The following is a 16260-nucleotide window of genomic DNA, read 5'->3' on the forward strand; positions in this document are numbered from 1 at the left end:
ATACGGACGGGAAACACGTCTGAAAATGAAAAAACGGTTACCTGATTGTTCAGGTAACCGTTTGGATGGGATGGCCGGTATTTCGCAAAGGTCTCGGCCTTTTTATATATTTGAAACTTAGCGCGGCAACCAACGTTGGATGGTTTGATCCAATCCGCCGGATAATTTTTCCAAACGCAAGAATTGGTCGGCATAGGCTTTAAAGCGGAAATCGTTGTCACGAATCAGCCAAGCATTTTGCGCCGGACGCAGCGGTTTATCAGGATTTACTCCGCACAGCACGCCTTTGTGTTCATAGGCTTTCACCATCGCTTCGGCTGCCTGTCACAAACACATCCGCCCGTCCTTGTATCACCTCATCAAAAATGGTCAAGTTTTCCGGATGCATGGTCAGCTTGGCGTTGGTCAATACCGTGCGGGCATAATTTTCATTGCTGCCGCCCGGATTGGCCACAATGCGCACATGCGGCTGGTTGATTTGTTCAGCCGTTTGGTATTTGGACACATCTTCGCAGCGCATCAGCGGCGTTTTGCCATTAGTAAAATACGGTTCGCTCATCAACGCTTGCTTCTGGCGTGGCAAAGTAATCGAAATGCTGCCCACGCCCAAATCACATTTTGATTTGAAATCGGCAATCAAGGTCGGCCAACTGCTTTTCACAATCTTGACTCTCGCGCCCATGCTTTGCGCCAAACGTTCGGCCAAATCGTTGTCGATGCCTTCAAATCTGCCGTTATTGTCAAAACTGAAGGCTTGTAATCACCCGGCGAACACACCAGCAATTCTTTGTTTTTCATCACTTTGGCCAATGTATCCGGTGCGGTAGCGGCATGTGCTTGAACAGCCAACGCCGACAACACGGCAGCCATCAATAATTTTCTCATCATTTTTCCTTAGGGTTTACTCGTGCGTTATTTTAACCTTGGCACACAAAGATGAGAAATTCATTTTAAGCAATTTCATTTCGTTTTTAAAAAATGATTAAAATATCGTCTTTCTTATTTTAGTAGATTATTTCAATTAATTTTAAAAAATAGTCAAACCCATAACGCCTTACGCCTTTTATTCACTATTCAATATCATTTAAATTTGTTCAGACGGCCTCCAGCAACCATTGCGGTAATGCCGCCTTGCGTTTACACACCGTATTCAAACGCTGCTGCCCGTCTTTTTCAAATACCAGATCCACACCGCTTTGCAGGCGCAAAATCACGTTGGCTGCATCTTCAATTTTGAAAAAATCGATGTGATGGCGGATTAATTGCTTGAGCACAAAATTCAAATTCAGTTTTTCAGGCTGACCAAATAGCCACGGATGCAGCAAAATCGAACGCCCGCCGTCTAAGCTGCCAAAAGGCAGCTGTTCCAAGCGGATTTGGTTCAATATGCCGTCTGAAAAATGAAATTCGACGTTGCCGTAAAGCCAAATACTCAAACCTTGTTTGACGATTAAGCCCCGCGACGTGCAATCGGGATCGGGGAACATCTGCAAAATCTGCTCATCGCTCTGGCCGATTTCAATGTAATCAAAACGGCCGGTTTTCAGAAATTCGTGTATATTGACGGCAATGGGAAAATTGAATTTCATGCGCACTACTCCATCGATAAAACGCTATGGTGCTTATCTTAAATTAAAATAATAATGAAATCTATTCTTATTAAAAAAAAATAAAAAGGCCGTCTGAAAGATGATGCTCTTTCAGACGGCCTGCTAAAGCAATTAATGCTTAATTAACTCAGTTTATTCAAATGCCAAATGGTCGCCGTCAGCAGTCACGTTGATCACGCTCTCGGGTGCGTAGCGGCCTGACAACAAGGCTTTGGCCAGCGGGTTCTCGATCTCGGCTTGAATCGCGCGTTTCAGCGGACGGGCGCCATATACCGGATCGAAACCGGCTTCGGCGATGATGTCCAACGCCGCATCAGACACACGCAAGTGCAAGTCTTGCGCCGCCAAGCGTTTTTCCAAACCGCGCAGCTGGATTTTGGCAATGCTGCGGATGTGTTCCTGCGCCAAACCGTGGAACACGACCACTTCGTCAATGCGGTTAATCAGTTCTGGGCGGAAATGCTCTTTCACGTCTTCCATCACCACTTCTTTGAGCGCATCGTAATCAGCGGTGCCCATTTGCTGAATGTGCTGGCTGCCGATATTCGAGGTCATCACCACCACGGTGTTTTTGAAGTCAACCGTGCGGCCTTGTCCGTCGGTCAGGCGGCCGTCGTCCAACACTTGCAGCAAGATGTTGAACACATCCGGATGCGCTTTTTCGACTTCGTCCAGCAAAATCACGCTATACGGTTTGCGGCGGACTTGCTCGGTAAGGTAGCCGCCTTCTTCGTAGCCGACATAACCCGGAGGCGCACCGATTAAGCGGGCGATGCTGTGTTTTTCCATGTATTCCGACATATCAATACGGATTAAATGGTCTTCGCTGTCGAACAAGAAACCTGCCAGCGTTTTGCACAACTCGGTTTTACCCACACCGGTCGGGCCTAAGAACAAGAAGCTGCCGTATGGTTTGTTCGGGTCGGCCAAGCCGCTGCGGCTGCGGCGGATGGCGTCGGCCACGGCACGCACGGCTTCGTCTTGACCGACCACGCGCTGATGCAATACATCTTCCATCTTCAGCAATTTCTCGCGCTCGCCTTCCATCATTTTCGCCACCGGAATGCCGGTCATGCGCGAAACGATTTCGGCCACTTCGTCCGCGCCCACTTCGGTGCGGAAAAGCTTGTTGGCTTTTTTGGTTTCCGGATTGCTCTCGGCTGCGGCCAATTGCTCGCTCAATTTCGGCAACTCGCCATATTCCAACTCAGACGCTTTGGCATAATCGCCGCTGCGTTTGGCCTGCTCGATTTTCACTTTCAAATCATCGATTTGTTTTTTGAGGTCGGCCGAGCTTGACGATGCGGCTTTTTCTGCTTTCCAGATTTCGTCCAAATCGGCATATTCTTTTTGCAAACCGTCGATTTCTTCGTCGATCAATTCCAAGCGTTTTTTGCTGGCTTCGTCGCTTTCTTTCTCAACGTGCATTTTTTCCATTTTCAACTGGATTATGCGGCGGTCGAGTTTGTCCATCTGCTCCGGTTTAGAATCCAATTCCATTTTGATGCGGCTGGCGGCTTCATCAATCAGATCAATGGCTTTATCGGGCAGGAAACGGTCGGTGATGTATCGGTCGCTCAATTCGGCAGCGGCCACAATCGCCGGGTCGGTAATGTCGATGCCGTGGTGGATTTCGTAACGCTCTTGCAAACCGCGCAAAATCGCTACCGTGTCTTCCACGCTCGGCTCGCCAACCAATACTTTTTGGAAACGACGTTCCAACGCGGCATCTTTCTCAATATATTGGCGGTATTCGTCTAAGGTGGTCGCGCCGATACAGTGTAATTCGCCACGCGCCAAAGCCGGTTTCAACATATTGCCTGCGTCCATTGCGCCATCTGTTTTGCCCGCGCCGACCAAAGTGTGAATTTCATCGATGAAAATCAGTGTGTTACCATCATCTTTGGCCAAATCGTTCAACACGGCTTTCAAGCGTTCCTCAAATTCGCCGCGGTATTTCGCACCGGCAATCAATGCCGCCAAGTCCAGCACCAGCAAGCGCTTGCCGCGCAAAGATTCCGGCACTTCGCCATTGACAATGCGCTGCGCCAAGCCTTCTACAATCGCGGTTTTACCCACGCCCGGTTCACCAATCAATACCGGATTGTTTTTGGTACGGCGTTGCAACACCTGAATCACTCGGCGGATTTCATCGTCGCGGCCAATCACCGGATCCAGCTTGCCTTCACGGGCGCGCTGGGTCAAATCGGTAGTATATTTTTTCAAGGCTTCGCGTTGGTCTTCTGCATTGGCATCATTCACGGTTTGTCCCCCACGCACGGCATCAATCGCCGCATTGATGTTTTGTTCGGTCGCACCGGCGTTTTTCAACACTTTGCCGGTAGCATCGTTTTGCTGCACCAAAGCCAACAAAAACAATTCGCTGGCAATATAGGCATCACCGCGTTTCATCGCGGCTTTGTCCATCAGGTTCAATACCGCCTGCAATTCACGGCTCGGCAAAATCTCGCCGCCGTTGCCCGATATTTTCGGCAGGCTGCCCAGCAAAGTTTGCAGGCCACTTTTCACCTGCGCCACATTCACACCCGCATGTGCCAGCAAAGCCGCCGCGCCGCTGTTTTGATCGTCTAATAATGCTTTTAAAACATGTCCCGCTTCCAAATAGCCGTTGTCTGCCGCCAAGGCAAGGCTTTGGCTTTCCTGCAGGGCTTGTTGGAATTTTGCGGTAAGTTTGTCGAATCTCATCTTTTGTTTCCTTCTCGTAGAAATTTCTATTATTCCCTATATATATATAAAGCCATCTGTGGATAACTCAATACCAAATTACCTATTTTAAAAAAAATATTTACAACTTGCTGTTTTATATTATTATTAATTGTGTATAACTTTTATTAGATACAACAAAAAAGCCGTCTGAAAATATTTCAGACGGCTTTTTACGTTATTTATGCAGCCAATTACTTATGTATCTGCATAATTTTGAAAAAAAGATAGCTGATGACAACTGTCGCACTTATTTGTAATGCAAAGGCCAGTATCGGTTTTTTCTGAACTTCATAACAAGTTTGTAAAAAACATATGCTCCAAGCAAGACTCCGCCGACAAGCATTATCTGTAAAACGCTCAGGCAGACAAATAAGGTTTGGGGCTTCCCTAGATAACTAGGGTTATTCAAAAACATTTAAAATAACCTGTATGAAGAAAAGCCGCTTAAGCCAATCAAAACAACAAAAGCTAATCGGGCTGTTTGTTGCTGGAGTAACCGCCGGAACCGCAGCGGAATTAGTAGGTACCCATCGAAATACTGCCGCTTACTACTTTCACCGTTTGCGTCTGCTGATTTACCAAAACAGCCCGCATTCGGAAATGTTCGACAGTGAAGCCGAAGCCGGCGAAAGCTATTTCGGCGGGTACAGAAAAGGCAGGCGCGGTCGCGGTCCGGCCGGAAAAGTAGCGGTATCCGGACTGTTAAAGCGAGACGGCAGGGTTTATACCGTAGCCGTTCCGAACACCAAACCGTTACTTTGCTGCCGATTATCCGGGAACGGGTTAAGCCCGACAGCATTGTTTATACGGATTGCTACAAAAGTTATGATGTGCCGGATGCCAGCGAATTCAACCATTTCCGCATCAATCACAGCACGCATTTTGCAGACAGGCGAAACCATATAAACGGTATTAAGGACTTTTGGAATCAGGCAAAACGTCATTTGCGTAAGTTTAACGGCATTCCCAAGGTTCATTTTGAACTGTATTTGAAGGAGTGCGAATGGCGTTTTAACAACAGTGAAATAAAGTCTCAATTGTCCATTTTAAAACAATTGGTAAGAGAAAGTTTGGCCTAGTTCTCTAGGACAGCCCCTAAGGTTTTATACAGTATATCCGACATGCTTTATATCCTGTTGTTTTTTTTATAAGTAAATATAATTTCTAACAGTTAGAACAGTCGTCTGAAACTAATTCAGGAGACTGAATATACTCAAGGTAAATTAATGCGGCATTTCTAATATTTTTCCAAACAGATAATGGAATATGATAACTACGCTAAATATTCTAAGGAGAATAAAGAATATATGCTTAGACATATAACGCTCAGTTATTTTGTAGAAAGGGAAGAATTAAATTATTCTTCCCTGTAGATTGAGGGTTAATATTTGAACAGTTTTCGGACAATAACTGCGGCAGTTAAGCTTATCCCAAGCTGCCAGTAAAACATATCTCTATCAGGAAATAAGTATTTTAACCCCATTATTATGGTAACAACTAACAACAAAATAACAAAAAAGAATAGAAAATCTTTTTTCATTTATTTAAAAATAAGGGCTTCCAATTGCAGTGGTGGCGGCACTACCTCCAAATGAGACAGCTGCTGTCTTTGCGGCAGAACGAATACCGTTCACAGGACTTACTGCGCCAGTAAGCCCTCCCAGTGCTACAGCTCCTAAAAATTTGTTGGGATCTTTGCCGCCTCCGGCAAGATAGCCGTATCCGGCTCCGTATGCTCCTGCTGCGGCACCTAACGCATTGGCGACCCAGCCGCCAGACACTTGATTCAGCTCATTTGAATTCAATACTTTCATCGTAAAATCTCCTATTGAGTAAAGTTTAAAACAATTTAAGAATCAGCAAATAATTATTTTGCTAAAATTCTTAAACCATAGGAGTCTGTTATCGGGTAATAGTTTTGCGTTAATCTGTTTTTTTTTTAAAGTTTGGTATCGATTAGTTGATTTATTTCATTTGAGTAAATATGATTTAAAGAATCTGGCTTGTGCAACAAGTTGAACATTGTGGCTTTTGAAGGATGTATAATCTGATAAAACCATCATTTTTCAGACAGCCTCGGTTATTCAGGCCGTCTGAAAGCCTTTTCTTTTAAAGAAAGTTTGAAACACCATGAACAAGAAACGCGTTCTCACCGGTGTCACCACCACCGGTATTCCCCACTTGGGCAACTATGTCGGCGCTATCCGCCCCGCTGTCCGCGCCGCGCAAGCCGATGATACCGAATCTTTCCTGTTTCTCGCCGATTACCACGGCATCATCAAGTGCCACGATCCGGAAATGATTCACGAATCCACCCAAGCCGTGGCCGCCACTTGGCTTTCTTGCGGCCTTGACCCCGAGCGCACCACGTTTTACCGCCAAAGCGACATTCCTGAAATCATGGAGCTCAATTGGATTCTAACCTGTATCACCGCCAAAGGCCTGATGAACCGGGCCCATGCTTACAAAGCCGCCGTGCAGGATAATCTCAACAACGGCCAAGAAGACCAAGACCACCAAATTGAAATGGGCTTATACAGTTACCCGATTTTAATGACCGCCGATATTTTGATGTTTAAAGCCAACGAAGTTCCCGTCGGCCGCGATCAAATCCAACACGTCGAAATGGCGCGCGACATTGCCGGCCGCTTCAACCACCGCTTTAAAGAAGTGTTCACCCTGCCCGAAGTGAAAATTGACGAGCAGGTTGAATTGCTGGTCGGCTTGGACGGCCGCAAAATGTCAAAATCCTACGGCAACACCATTCCGCTGTGGGAAAACAACAAGAAAACCCAAAAATCAGTCAACAAAATCATCACCAACCTGAAAGAGCCGGGCGAACCGAAACAGCCCGACGAAAGCCCGTTGTTTGAAATCTACAAAGCTTTTGCCACGCCGTCTGAAACCACCGAATTTACCCAAATGCTCGCCGAAGGCTTGGCTTGGGGCGAAGCGAAAAAACTGTTGGCCGCCAAAATCAACGCCGAATTGGCCGAACCGCGCGAACGCTACGCGGCTCTGACGGCCAATCCCGCCCAAATCGAAGAGATTTTGCAGGCCGGTGCCGCCAAAGCCCGCAAAGAAGCGCGCGTGTTGCTGGACGAAGTGCGCGATGCTGTGGGTATCCGTGCATTGAAATAAGGTTTGAACATAACAAAGACAGAGACCTTTGCAAAATCCCTATCTTTGGTACATTTCTTCGTTGTGCGCTGCTCGAAAACTTGCCTATCTAAGTGATATGTCTTCGCTTTCTGCGCTGCTACAACTTTGAACTGTACTCAAATCTAGGGTTTTGCAAAGGTCTCAGGCCGTCTGAACAATCGATTTGATGTTCAGACGGCCTTTTATCCATGAAAGCTTTTTTAAGGAATAAAAATGCTTCTTCACAACAATCCCTTATTCATGACAACACAACAGCAAGATTTAATATATCGAATGCAACAATCCGGTTGCGCTTTTCAATTCAGCGTTAAAAAATGGCCTCAAGCAACTGCGCCCACAGAAGCTGATCAACAAGCTGCTGTCACCGCATTTTTTGAAAACGTGATTCGTCCGCAATACGACGATTTACGACAAAATGTACACACAGAAAATCTTCATAAGCTACACAATATTCGAGCCCATCCCAATCCCAAAAGCCGTCAACAAGACCAACAACGCTTGCTTAAGAAAATGGCAGACGATGATGCATACTTTACTTTACGCTTAATGCCCGAGCGCATGTCTTGTGCACCATTACCGCCTTTATCGGCTCAACAAGCTTATGACGAAATGTCTTTAAACCATGTTGAATATACACAAAACCGGGGCACACAGCTTTGCCATCAGTTCATTCACCCACCCTATGAGTTGCAAAACATTGATGAAGCTGCACGTTTGGCTTTATGGTTGGATTTCTGCGATTTATGTGGATTAAACCAATCTCAAGCCAAGATTTTGGACTGGGTTAGCCATCAAGCATATGCCGATAATTTCCAAGAAAATTCATTATTCAGCAATTACTTCGATGAAGGCTTGGATTGGTGGGGCGTGTGGTGTTTGAGCGTATATAACCCTGATAACCAAACGCTTGCAGTTATTACGGCAAGTGAAAATGATTAGTCTAGAGAAAACCGTCTGAATAATTTTCAGACGGCCTTTTTTCAATCCTTCAAAATCCCACGCGCACGCAGCAATGCGGTTTTGAAATCTTCTTGGTAATCTTTGGCAATTCCCGGCACAGGCGCGGTTTTGTCTTTACCGTGCATTTTCAAATGATAGATAATCACTTCGTCGGTCAACTCGGCAACCGGCTTGTCAAAACCTGCTTCGTCGGCAATTTTCTGCAAAATTTGGGTTAAGTGCATTTCCGGCTCTTGTTTCCAATAAGGCTCGAGCAATTCTAAAAGTTCGCGCAATCGGTGTGAACGCATGATGTTTCCTTTCGGGTAAATGAAAGCGGGTTTATGTTTATTTTAATGGATTTATCGGCGCCGTTCAAAAACACATTCAAACAGCCTTCAGGCCGTCTGAAAATGCTATAATCCGCGGCATTGGTGTTTACAGGCAGACGATTATGCAAACTTGGCACGAAGCCATCGGCGCGGAAAAAGAGCAGCCCTATTTCCGACACATTATCGACACGGTCAAGCAAGAGCGGCAAGCCGGGCGGGTAATTTATCCGCCTGCTGCTGATGTGTTTAATGCGTTTAAGGCGACCGAGTTTCATCAGGTGAAAGTGGTGATTTTAGGGCAAGACCCGTATCACGGTGCCGGTCAGGCGCATGGTTTGTCGTTTTCGGTGCGGCCGGATATTCAGATTCCACCTTCTTTGGCAAACATTTATAAGGAATTGGCCACCGACATCGAAAGCTTTCACATTCCGCAACACGGCTATTTGCAGCACTGGGCGGAACAAGGCGTGTTGCTGCTCAATACGGTGTTGACCGTGCGCGCCGGACAAGCGCATTCGCACGCGCCTTTAGGCTGGGAACGCTTCACCGACCGCGTAATCGCCCAGCTTAACGAACACCGCGAGCATATTGTGTTTATGCTGTGGGGCAGCCACGCACAGAAAAAAGGCGCGTTTATCGACCGCAGCCGTCACTTGGTGTTGACCGCGCCCCATCCGTCGCCGCTTTCTGCGTATCGCGGCTTTTTCGGTTGCCGCCATTTCTCTCAAGCCAATGCGTATTTAAAGGCGCAAGGCTTGGCGGAAATTGATTGGCAGGTTTAATCAATTCACAGATTAATTTAGTCGTTTAAAATAGAAATAAGACAAGGCGAGAGCGACCGCCGTATACAAGTAGTACATAAGGGAGCTGGCAACGCCGTATTATTTTTATTTGAAACGACTATTATAAAGGCCGTCTGAACATTCAGACGGCCTTTACATTTACGCCAAGAATAATTGATAGGCTTGGTTACCCGTTTCGTCTTGATAGACATAACCCAAGCTGTCTAAAAATTCGTTAAACGCGGCTTCATCAGCAGGCGGCACGTCAATACCGACCAAAATGCGGCCGTAATCGGCGCCATGGTTGCGGTAGTGGAACAAAGTAATGTTCCAGTCGCTTTGCATATGGTTCAGAAAGCGTGCCAATGCACCCGGGCGCTCCGGAAATTCAAAACTGACCAAGCGTTCGTTTTTTACTTTGTCGGTGCGCCCGCCGACCATGTAGCGGATGTGGATTTTAGAAATTTCATCGTTGGTCAAATCCACATTCGGCAAGCCGGCATGGTTGAGCTGAGCGTGAATGGTTGCCAAATCGCGTGAACCGGCGGTTTGCAGGCCGACAAATACATGGGCGTTGCGTTCATTGCCGTAGCGGTAGTTGAATTCGGTGATGTTGCGGTTGCCCAGCAAATCAATAAACTTACGGAAGCTGCCCGGCTCCTCCGGAATCGTTACCCCAAAAATGCCTTCGTTGCCCTCACCCAGCTCACTGCGCTCGGAAACGTGGCGAAGACGGTGGAAATTCATGTTAGCGCCGCTGGTAACGGCGATTAAGGTTTGGTTTTGCACACCGTTGCGGGCGATGTAGGCTTTCAATCCGGCCAAGGCCAGCGCACCGGCAGGCTCCATAATGCTGCGCGTGTCGTCAAAAATATCTTTAATCGCGCCGCAAATGGCATCGGTATCAACGGTAATCACACCGTCGAGCAATTCTTTGCACAAACGGAAAGTTTCTTCGCCCACCACTTTCACCGCCGTACCGTCGGAAAACAGGCCGACATCTTTCAGCGGCACAATTTTGCCTTCTTCAATCGACTGCTTCATGCAGCAGGAATCATCGGTTTGCACACCGATAACCTTAATATCAGGGCGCACTTGTTTGATAAACGCCGCTACCCCTGCCGCCAAACCGCCGCCGCCGATCGGCACAAACACAGCATCGATCTTATCCGCACGCTGGCGCACGATTTCCATGCCTGCCGTGCCTTGTCCGGCAATCACATCGGGATCGTCAAACGGCGCGATGTAGGTCAAACCGTCTTTTTTCGCCAATTCCATTGCGTAATCATAAGCATCGTTATACGACACGCCTTTCAACACCACTTCGCCGCCACGGTTTTTCACCGCATCGATTTTGATTTGCGGCGTGGTTTCCGGCATCACAATAACCGCACGGCAACCCAAACGGTGTGCCGACAATGCCACACCTTGCGCATGGTTGCCCGCCGATGCCGCAATCACACCGCAGGCCAAGGCCTCTTTGGATAATTTGGCCATTTTGTTGTAGGCACCGCGAATCTTGAATGAAAATACCGGCTGCAAGTCTTCACGCTTGAGCAGGATATTGTTGTTCAGACGGCCCGACAAACCACGGGCAGGCTCCAACGGGGTTTCCACCGCAACATCGTATACGGAAGCGGTCAAAATACGAATCAGATAATCGGAATAGGAAGGGCGAGCGTTCATGGGTATCTATTCTATATAGAATCAATCATTTACAAAATAACTAAGCCATCGCCGTCGAAATCTTCGTCAAACTTTGTCAACAAAACAGCGAAAAGGTAAAACCTTACCCCTCAGGCCGTCTGAACGCAAGAAAAATCTTAGCAAATCAAGCCCGAATCGGTATAATGTGCGGCTGTCCTTTAGCGGCCGTCTGAATATTCAGCTTTCTGTCCTACTGATTTTTAGCCAGTTGTTGCGATGTAATCTTGCGCAACTGCACGATTCAGCTTTTCAGACGGCCTTTTTTACGCATTACGCCAACGAATATTGATACAACCTAAGTTATGAAAAAAACGCTATTGAGCCTGACCTTAGCCGCATTATTAAGCAGCCACGCCTTGGCCGCGCCGCAACCTGCGGCCAACACCACACCCTCGCCGGCCGGCCAAGCCGCTTCCGCCGCGCAGCCGGAAATCTTGATGCCGAGCATCAACAGCCCGACCACTCCACCGGAAATCGCCGCCACTGCCTTTATCGTCAAAGATTTATACAGCAATCAAATTTTGGCTTCCAATAATCCCGATACCCAAATCGAGCCGGCTTCGTTAACCAAAATGATGACTGCCTACCTGACTTTCAAAGCCTTGGAAAACGGTACCTTAAAAGCCGACCAAATGCTGACCGTATCCGATCAGGGCTGGAAAATCGAAGGCTCGCGCATGTTCCTTAATCCGAATGTGCCGGCCAGCGTCAGCGATTTGATTAAAGGTATGGTGATTCAATCCGGCAACGATGCCGCCATCACCTTGGCCGAAGCCATGGGCAACGGCTCGGTGGAAGAATTCGTCAAACAAATGAACGGAGAAGCCAAACTTTTGGGCATGAAGAACACCCATTTCAACAACCCGACCGGTCTGTCTTCAGACGGCCACGTTTCCACCGTCAGCGATTTGGCTTTGCTGTCGGCCGCACTGATTAAAGATTTTCCCAAATACTACCCCGTATTCTCGATTAAATCTTTCAAATACAACAATATCGAGCAACCCAACCGCAACCTGCTGCTCTACCGCGACCCGAACATCGATGGTTTGAAAACCGGACATACCGAAAGCGCCGGCTATAATTTGGCCGCTTCCAGTAAACGCAACGGCCGCCGCATTGTATCGGTTGTGGTCGGTACCGAATCTACCGAAGCACGAGCGGCCGAGAGCGGAAAATTGTTAAACTGGGCATTGCAAGCCTTTGACACGCCGAAGCTTTACAATGCCAACGAAGCCATTTCGCAAGTGAAAGTGTATAAAGGCGCGGTCAACGCCGTGAACATCGGTTTTGTCGATGAAACCTACATCACCATCCCGCACAACACCGGTAGAAGCCTGAAACCGATTTTAGAAACCGTGCAGCCCGTATTGGCGCCGATTGAAAAAGGCCAAATCTTGGGCAAACTCAAGCTGATGAAAGACAATGAAGTCGTGGCGGAAAAAGATGTGGTCGCGCTCAACAGCGTTGACGAAGGCAGCTGGTTCAGCCGCACATGGGACAGTATTGTCTTGTGGTTCAAGACCGCATTCGGCAGCAGCGTAACCGATAAACCTGCTTCTTCTGACAAACCAAAAGCCGCACCCGCTCCGGCCAGCGAACCCGCCACAGCACCGGCATCACAAGCCGCAGAATCTGTTACCGCTTCCGCCGCCATGCCTGAAGCTGCTTCTGCTGCTTCCATGCCAAGCAACACAACAGCCAGCGCAACGGCTCCTAACGCCGCTTCTGCAGCGAAATAAATTTTATTAGATTTCGCCATGAAACCGGGCCGTCCGAACAGATATATTTCAGACGGCCTGAGATAGGAAATCGTCGGTTTATTTACATTTTTTATTTTTATGCAAACGGCTTTTATTTTTTGTCTGAATGATTGTTTTAGGATTTTTGAGTATGATCAAGCACCATGCGGCTTTGCCGTACCTTTCGTAATCCTTGACAACACTCAACAATCCCCAAATGGCTCTTCAGGTAAAAAAGAAAAAGTGTAAACAACGCTAGCATGTTCTACAGCCGTGCAAACTCCCCCATCTTTGGCACATTTCTTCGTTATGTACTGCTCGAAAGCTTGCCTATCTTCATAATATGTCTGCGCTTTCTGCGCTGCTGTAATGACACGGCACCGCCTTCGACACCGACATTTCCCTGCCGACGCAGGGTTGGATACTTGTATCCGACATTCTTCACTATACTAATGCAAATGCTCATAAATCTTTTCTGCCAAGGCGCTGCTGATGCCTTCCACTTGCGCCAAATCTTCCTTGCTCGCTGCTGCCACGCCACGCAAGCCGCCAAAGCGGGTCAGCAAGGCTTTGCGGCGTTTGCTGCCTACGCCGGGGATGTCGGTCAGCGATGAGGTAACGCGTGCTTTGTCGCGTTTTTTGCGGTGTCCGGTGATGGCAAAGCGGTGCGATTCGTCGCGCACGGTTTGCAGCAGGTGCAGCGCCGGGCTATCCGGCGGCAGGCGGAACACTTCGCCGGTAAACGGTAAAATCAACTCTTCCAAACCGGCTTTGCGCTCCGGGCCTTTTGCGATGCCGATGAGCGGAATGGTCAAGCCCAATTCTTCCCACACGTTCACGGCCACGCCGATTTGGCCTTTGCCGCCGTCAATCAATACGGCATCCGGCCATTTCACTGCTTCGCCGTTGGCTTCGGCCTGCTGCATTTTTCCGTAGCGGCGTATCAACACTTCGCGCATGGCGGCATAATCGTCACCGGCTTTGGCGGTGGTGATGTTGTAGCGGCGGTATTGGCCAGATTGCATCGCCTGTTCGTCATACACCACGCAGGAAGCGATGGTCGCTTCGCCCTGCATGTGGCTGATGTCGAAGCATTCCAAGCGTTTGAGGCCGTCTGAATCCATGTTCAGCACTTTGGCCAATGCTTCGATGCGGTTTTGCTGGCTGCTTTGCTGCAACTGGCGCTGGCCGATGGCAATGCGCGCATTTTGTTCGGCCATTTTCATCCAGACTTTGCGTTCGCCGATGGTTTTGGTGACAAACTGGATCTGTCTGCCCTGCTCGTCAATCAAAGCCTGTTGCAGGCTTTCGGGCAAACTGAAATTGCTGATGATGATGTCGGGCTTGTCTTTGCCCAAATAATGCTGGGCAACGAAGGCTTCAGCGTAATCCTGCAGGTTGGGCTCCGGATCGTGACGCGTATCGGGAAAAAAGCTCTTATCGCCGACATGCCGTCCGCCGCGCACACTCACCCAATGGATACACACGAAGCCGTCTGAAACTACGGCGGCGAGTAAATCAATGTCGTTGGGGTTGTTCGGATTTTTGCTGTCGATATACTGGCGGCTCTGAATCACGCCCAAAGCCTGAATCTGGTCGCGGTATTTCGCTGCCTCTTCAAAATTCAGCATATCTGCCGCACGATTCATTTTATGGTGCAATACCTGCGTGAGTTCGTCGGTTTTGCCATTGAGAAACGTGGCCGCCTGATTGACATCGGCACGATAATCTTCCTTCGAAATATGACCGGCACAAGGCCCCGAGCAGCGTTTAATCTGATAAAGCAGGCAGGCGCGTTCGCGATGCCCGAATACGCTGTCTTCGCAAGTGCGCAGTTTGAATACTTTCTGCAAAATCTGAATACTGTCGCGCACGGCATAGCCGTTGGGATACGGGCCGAAATACTGATTCGGCTTTTTCAACGTGCCGCGGTAATACGCCATCTGCGGAAACTCATGCCCGCTGAACATCAAATACGGATAGCTTTTATCGTCACGGAACAAAATATTGTATTTCGGCGACAAGGCCTTGATGAAATTGTTTTCCAAAATCAAAGCTTCGGTTTCATTGCGCGTCACCGTGGTTTCGATATGATGAATCTGTTTCACCATCAAACGTATGCGCGGCGATAAATCGTTTTTTTGAAAATAGCTCGGCACCCTGCGCTTTAAATTCACCGCTTTACCGACATACAACACATTGTTTTCCGCATCAAACATGCGGTATACGCCCGGTAAATTGGGCAGGTTTTTTAAGAATAGATCTAGATTGAAGTCTTCGATTTCGCTCACGGAACGGCTCGTCTGGTAAGGGTTTGACAGGTGGTAAAGATAGGGATGGAACGGCGGTTTTCAATCTGGGAATGCCGTCTGAAACTGTTTTCAGACGGCCTGTGACCTTTGCAAACCCCATCAGCCATTAATCAAAACCAAAACAACCGTCATTCCCGTGCAGGCGGGAATCCATCTTAAAATTTCAGAAACTTATTCTGTTCAATAGTTTGCTATATTCAAAAATGAATTTCCGTCTGCGCAGGAATGACGCCGGTTCTTTGTACGGTGGCTTTTCAATGAGTTTTGTAAACGTCGCGGCCTATTTAAAGATTTCCGCATAATCGGTATAACCCGGCAGCGGTTGCTCAATTTGCTTCCCAAGCGCTTGCAAATCGATAAACCTCGCTTGGCGGTGGTATTCTTTACCGTTTGCATACAGCAGCACCGCCGGAATAGTTAATATTTCAAACGCTGACGCTGCTTTGGTTTGCTCGGTCAAATCGATTTCCAAAGCCGTCAGCTTATGCTTTTCAGCCAATGCCTGCACGCGCGGTTTCATCACATGGCACACGCCGCAATCCGTACCGGAAAGATACAGCAAAGCTTGCGGAGCAGTAGCGATGATTTCGAGCGCTTGGGCTAACGGATAAGTAGTCATCTCAAACATGGATTTCCTTTTCAGACGGCCTTATTATATATAAAAGATAAAGAAAATGCCGTCTGAAACAATGTTTTCAGACAGCGCGCAACGGTTCTGGGCATTTATAGGTCGTTGGCAGAACTGATTTGCAGTTCTCAATATAATCTTCATGATCAGTACGGATACCCTGTTTGAAATAAATAGGCAGAGACCTTTGCAAAACTTCCTGAAAAGCCACTGTACAAAGAACCGGGTAGTGTCTCACTTTGAAATTTGATAGGCTAGTCAATAGGTATATTTTGTGGTAGTTTACACTTACTATGAAAAAACGCCAAAGACTAGATTTTAA

At 47.8% G+C, this 16260-nt stretch carries 14 protein-coding genes and 1 pseudogene; 5 read left to right on the forward strand and 10 right to left on the reverse strand.

Features of this window, described 5'->3' with window-relative positions:
• Positions 1-117 precede the first annotated feature (117 nt).
• The 5 genes from ACFPVS_RS12400 to clpB all read right to left on the reverse strand — a co-directional run bounded on the left by ACFPVS_RS12400 (position 118) and on the right by clpB (position 4316).
• Positions 118-309 carry a type 2 periplasmic-binding domain-containing protein gene (locus ACFPVS_RS12400; RefSeq protein ID WP_198345243.1) on the reverse strand — a complete coding sequence of 64 codons (192 nt, stop codon included), beginning with the start codon at positions 307-309 and terminating at the stop codon, positions 118-120.
• Complete coding sequence (locus ACFPVS_RS12405) at positions 293-706, reverse strand: transporter substrate-binding domain-containing protein (RefSeq protein ID WP_232507389.1); 414 nt, start codon at positions 704-706, stop codon at positions 293-295. The genes ACFPVS_RS12400 and ACFPVS_RS12405 overlap by 17 nt, the downstream gene beginning before the upstream one ends.
• Positions 658-885 (reverse strand): hypothetical protein, encoded by a 228-nt coding sequence (locus ACFPVS_RS12410; protein WP_198345244.1) that lies wholly within the window; start codon positions 883-885, stop codon positions 658-660. The genes ACFPVS_RS12405 and ACFPVS_RS12410 overlap by 49 nt, the downstream gene beginning before the upstream one ends.
• Positions 886-1094: 209 nt before the next feature.
• Complete coding sequence (locus ACFPVS_RS12415) at positions 1095-1589, reverse strand: hypothetical protein (protein WP_096295307.1); 495 nt, start codon at positions 1587-1589, stop codon at positions 1095-1097.
• A gap of 153 nt (positions 1590-1742) precedes the next feature.
• Positions 1743-4316 carry an ATP-dependent chaperone ClpB gene (clpB, locus tag ACFPVS_RS12420; protein WP_378595823.1) on the reverse strand — a complete coding sequence of 858 codons (2574 nt, stop codon included), beginning with the start codon at positions 4314-4316 and terminating at the stop codon, positions 1743-1745.
• A 713-nt stretch (positions 4317-5029) separates the two neighbouring features.
• On the opposite strand from clpB, the gene ACFPVS_RS12425 reads away from it, so the two are divergent.
• Positions 5030-5416, forward strand: a complete 387-nt coding sequence (locus ACFPVS_RS12425; RefSeq protein WP_378595825.1) for an IS1595 family transposase — start codon at positions 5030-5032, stop codon at positions 5414-5416.
• A 465-nt stretch (positions 5417-5881) separates the two neighbouring features.
• Here the strand turns inward: ACFPVS_RS12425 and ACFPVS_RS12430 are convergent, their stop codons facing one another.
• Complete coding sequence (locus ACFPVS_RS12430; protein ID WP_096295308.1) at positions 5882-6151, reverse strand: bacteriocin; 270 nt, start codon at positions 6149-6151, stop codon at positions 5882-5884.
• Positions 6152-6467: 316 nt separating this feature from the next.
• On the opposite strand from ACFPVS_RS12430, the gene trpS reads away from it, so the two are divergent.
• Positions 6468-7478 carry a tryptophan--tRNA ligase gene (gene trpS / locus ACFPVS_RS12435; protein WP_378595824.1) on the forward strand — a complete coding sequence of 337 codons (1011 nt, stop codon included), beginning with the start codon at positions 6468-6470 and terminating at the stop codon, positions 7476-7478.
• Positions 7479-7712: 234 nt separating this feature from the next.
• Positions 7713-8438 (forward strand): hypothetical protein, encoded by a 726-nt coding sequence (locus ACFPVS_RS12440; protein WP_123804962.1) that lies wholly within the window; start codon positions 7713-7715, stop codon positions 8436-8438.
• A gap of 41 nt (positions 8439-8479) precedes the next feature.
• Here ACFPVS_RS12440 and ACFPVS_RS12445 read toward each other — a convergent pair whose 3' ends face one another.
• The gene (locus ACFPVS_RS12445) at positions 8480-8749 is read right to left on the reverse strand and encodes a YihD family protein (RefSeq protein WP_095503576.1); all 270 of its coding nucleotides are present in this window, start codon (positions 8747-8749) and stop codon (positions 8480-8482) included.
• A gap of 143 nt (positions 8750-8892) precedes the next feature.
• Between ACFPVS_RS12445 and ung the strand changes: the two genes are divergently transcribed.
• Entirely contained in the window at positions 8893-9552 is a 660-nt protein-coding gene (ung, locus tag ACFPVS_RS12450; protein WP_096295310.1) for a uracil-DNA glycosylase, read from the forward strand.
• 159 nt (positions 9553-9711) lie between these two features.
• On the opposite strand, the gene ilvA is transcribed toward ung, so the two are convergent.
• Positions 9712-11238, reverse strand: coding sequence for a threonine ammonia-lyase, biosynthetic (gene ilvA, locus ACFPVS_RS12455; RefSeq protein ID WP_096295311.1), 1527 nt, complete (start codon positions 11236-11238; stop codon positions 9712-9714).
• A 323-nt stretch (positions 11239-11561) separates the two neighbouring features.
• On the opposite strand from ilvA, the pseudogene ACFPVS_RS12460 reads away from it, so the two are divergent.
• Positions 11562-12788, forward strand: a pseudogene (locus ACFPVS_RS12460) (D-alanyl-D-alanine carboxypeptidase family protein); the annotation flags it as partial.
• A 659-nt stretch (positions 12789-13447) separates the two neighbouring features.
• On the opposite strand, the gene uvrC reads toward ACFPVS_RS12460, so the two are convergent.
• Together uvrC and ACFPVS_RS12470 are read right to left on the reverse strand one after the other, a co-directional pair.
• Positions 13448-15289, reverse strand: a complete 1842-nt coding sequence (gene uvrC, locus ACFPVS_RS12465) for an excinuclease ABC subunit UvrC (RefSeq protein WP_096295312.1) — start codon at positions 15287-15289, stop codon at positions 13448-13450.
• A gap of 301 nt (positions 15290-15590) precedes the next feature.
• Entirely contained in the window at positions 15591-15938 is a 348-nt protein-coding gene (locus tag ACFPVS_RS12470) for a thioredoxin family protein (protein WP_198345245.1), read from the reverse strand.
• Positions 15939-16260 lie beyond the last annotated feature (322 nt).

The organism is Neisseria weixii (assembly GCF_042658245.1).
GTDB classification, from domain to species: Bacteria; Pseudomonadota; Gammaproteobacteria; order Burkholderiales; family Neisseriaceae; genus Neisseria; species Neisseria weixii.

Bases quoted from the DNA above. Each gene is read 5' to 3' on its own strand.
- ACFPVS_RS12440 (WP_123804962.1), top strand. From the start codon at position 7,713: ATGCTTCTTCACAACAATCCCTTATTCATGACAACACAACAGCAAGAT.
- ilvA (WP_096295311.1), bottom strand. From the start codon at position 11,238: ATGAACGCTCGCCCTTCCTATTCCGATTATCTGATTCGTATTTTGACC.
- trpS (WP_378595824.1), top strand. From the start codon at position 6,468: ATGAACAAGAAACGCGTTCTCACCGGTGTCACCACCACCGGTATTCCC.
- ACFPVS_RS12430 (WP_096295308.1), bottom strand. From the start codon at position 6,151: ATGAAAGTATTGAATTCAAATGAGCTGAATCAAGTGTCTGGCGGCTGG.
- ACFPVS_RS12400 (WP_198345243.1), bottom strand. From the start codon at position 309: ATGGTGAAAGCCTATGAACACAAAGGCGTGCTGTGCGGAGTAAATCCT.
- ACFPVS_RS12470 (WP_198345245.1), bottom strand. From the start codon at position 15,938: ATGTTTGAGATGACTACTTATCCGTTAGCCCAAGCGCTCGAAATCATC.
- ACFPVS_RS12445 (WP_095503576.1), bottom strand. From the start codon at position 8,749: ATGCGTTCACACCGATTGCGCGAACTTTTAGAATTGCTCGAGCCTTAT.
- ACFPVS_RS12410 (WP_198345244.1), bottom strand. From the start codon at position 885: ATGAGAAAATTATTGATGGCTGCCGTGTTGTCGGCGTTGGCTGTTCAA.
- ung (WP_096295310.1), top strand. From the start codon at position 8,893: ATGCAAACTTGGCACGAAGCCATCGGCGCGGAAAAAGAGCAGCCCTAT.
- clpB (WP_378595823.1), bottom strand. From the start codon at position 4,316: ATGAGATTCGACAAACTTACCGCAAAATTCCAACAAGCCCTGCAGGAA.
- ACFPVS_RS12415 (WP_096295307.1), bottom strand. From the start codon at position 1,589: ATGAAATTCAATTTTCCCATTGCCGTCAATATACACGAATTTCTGAAA.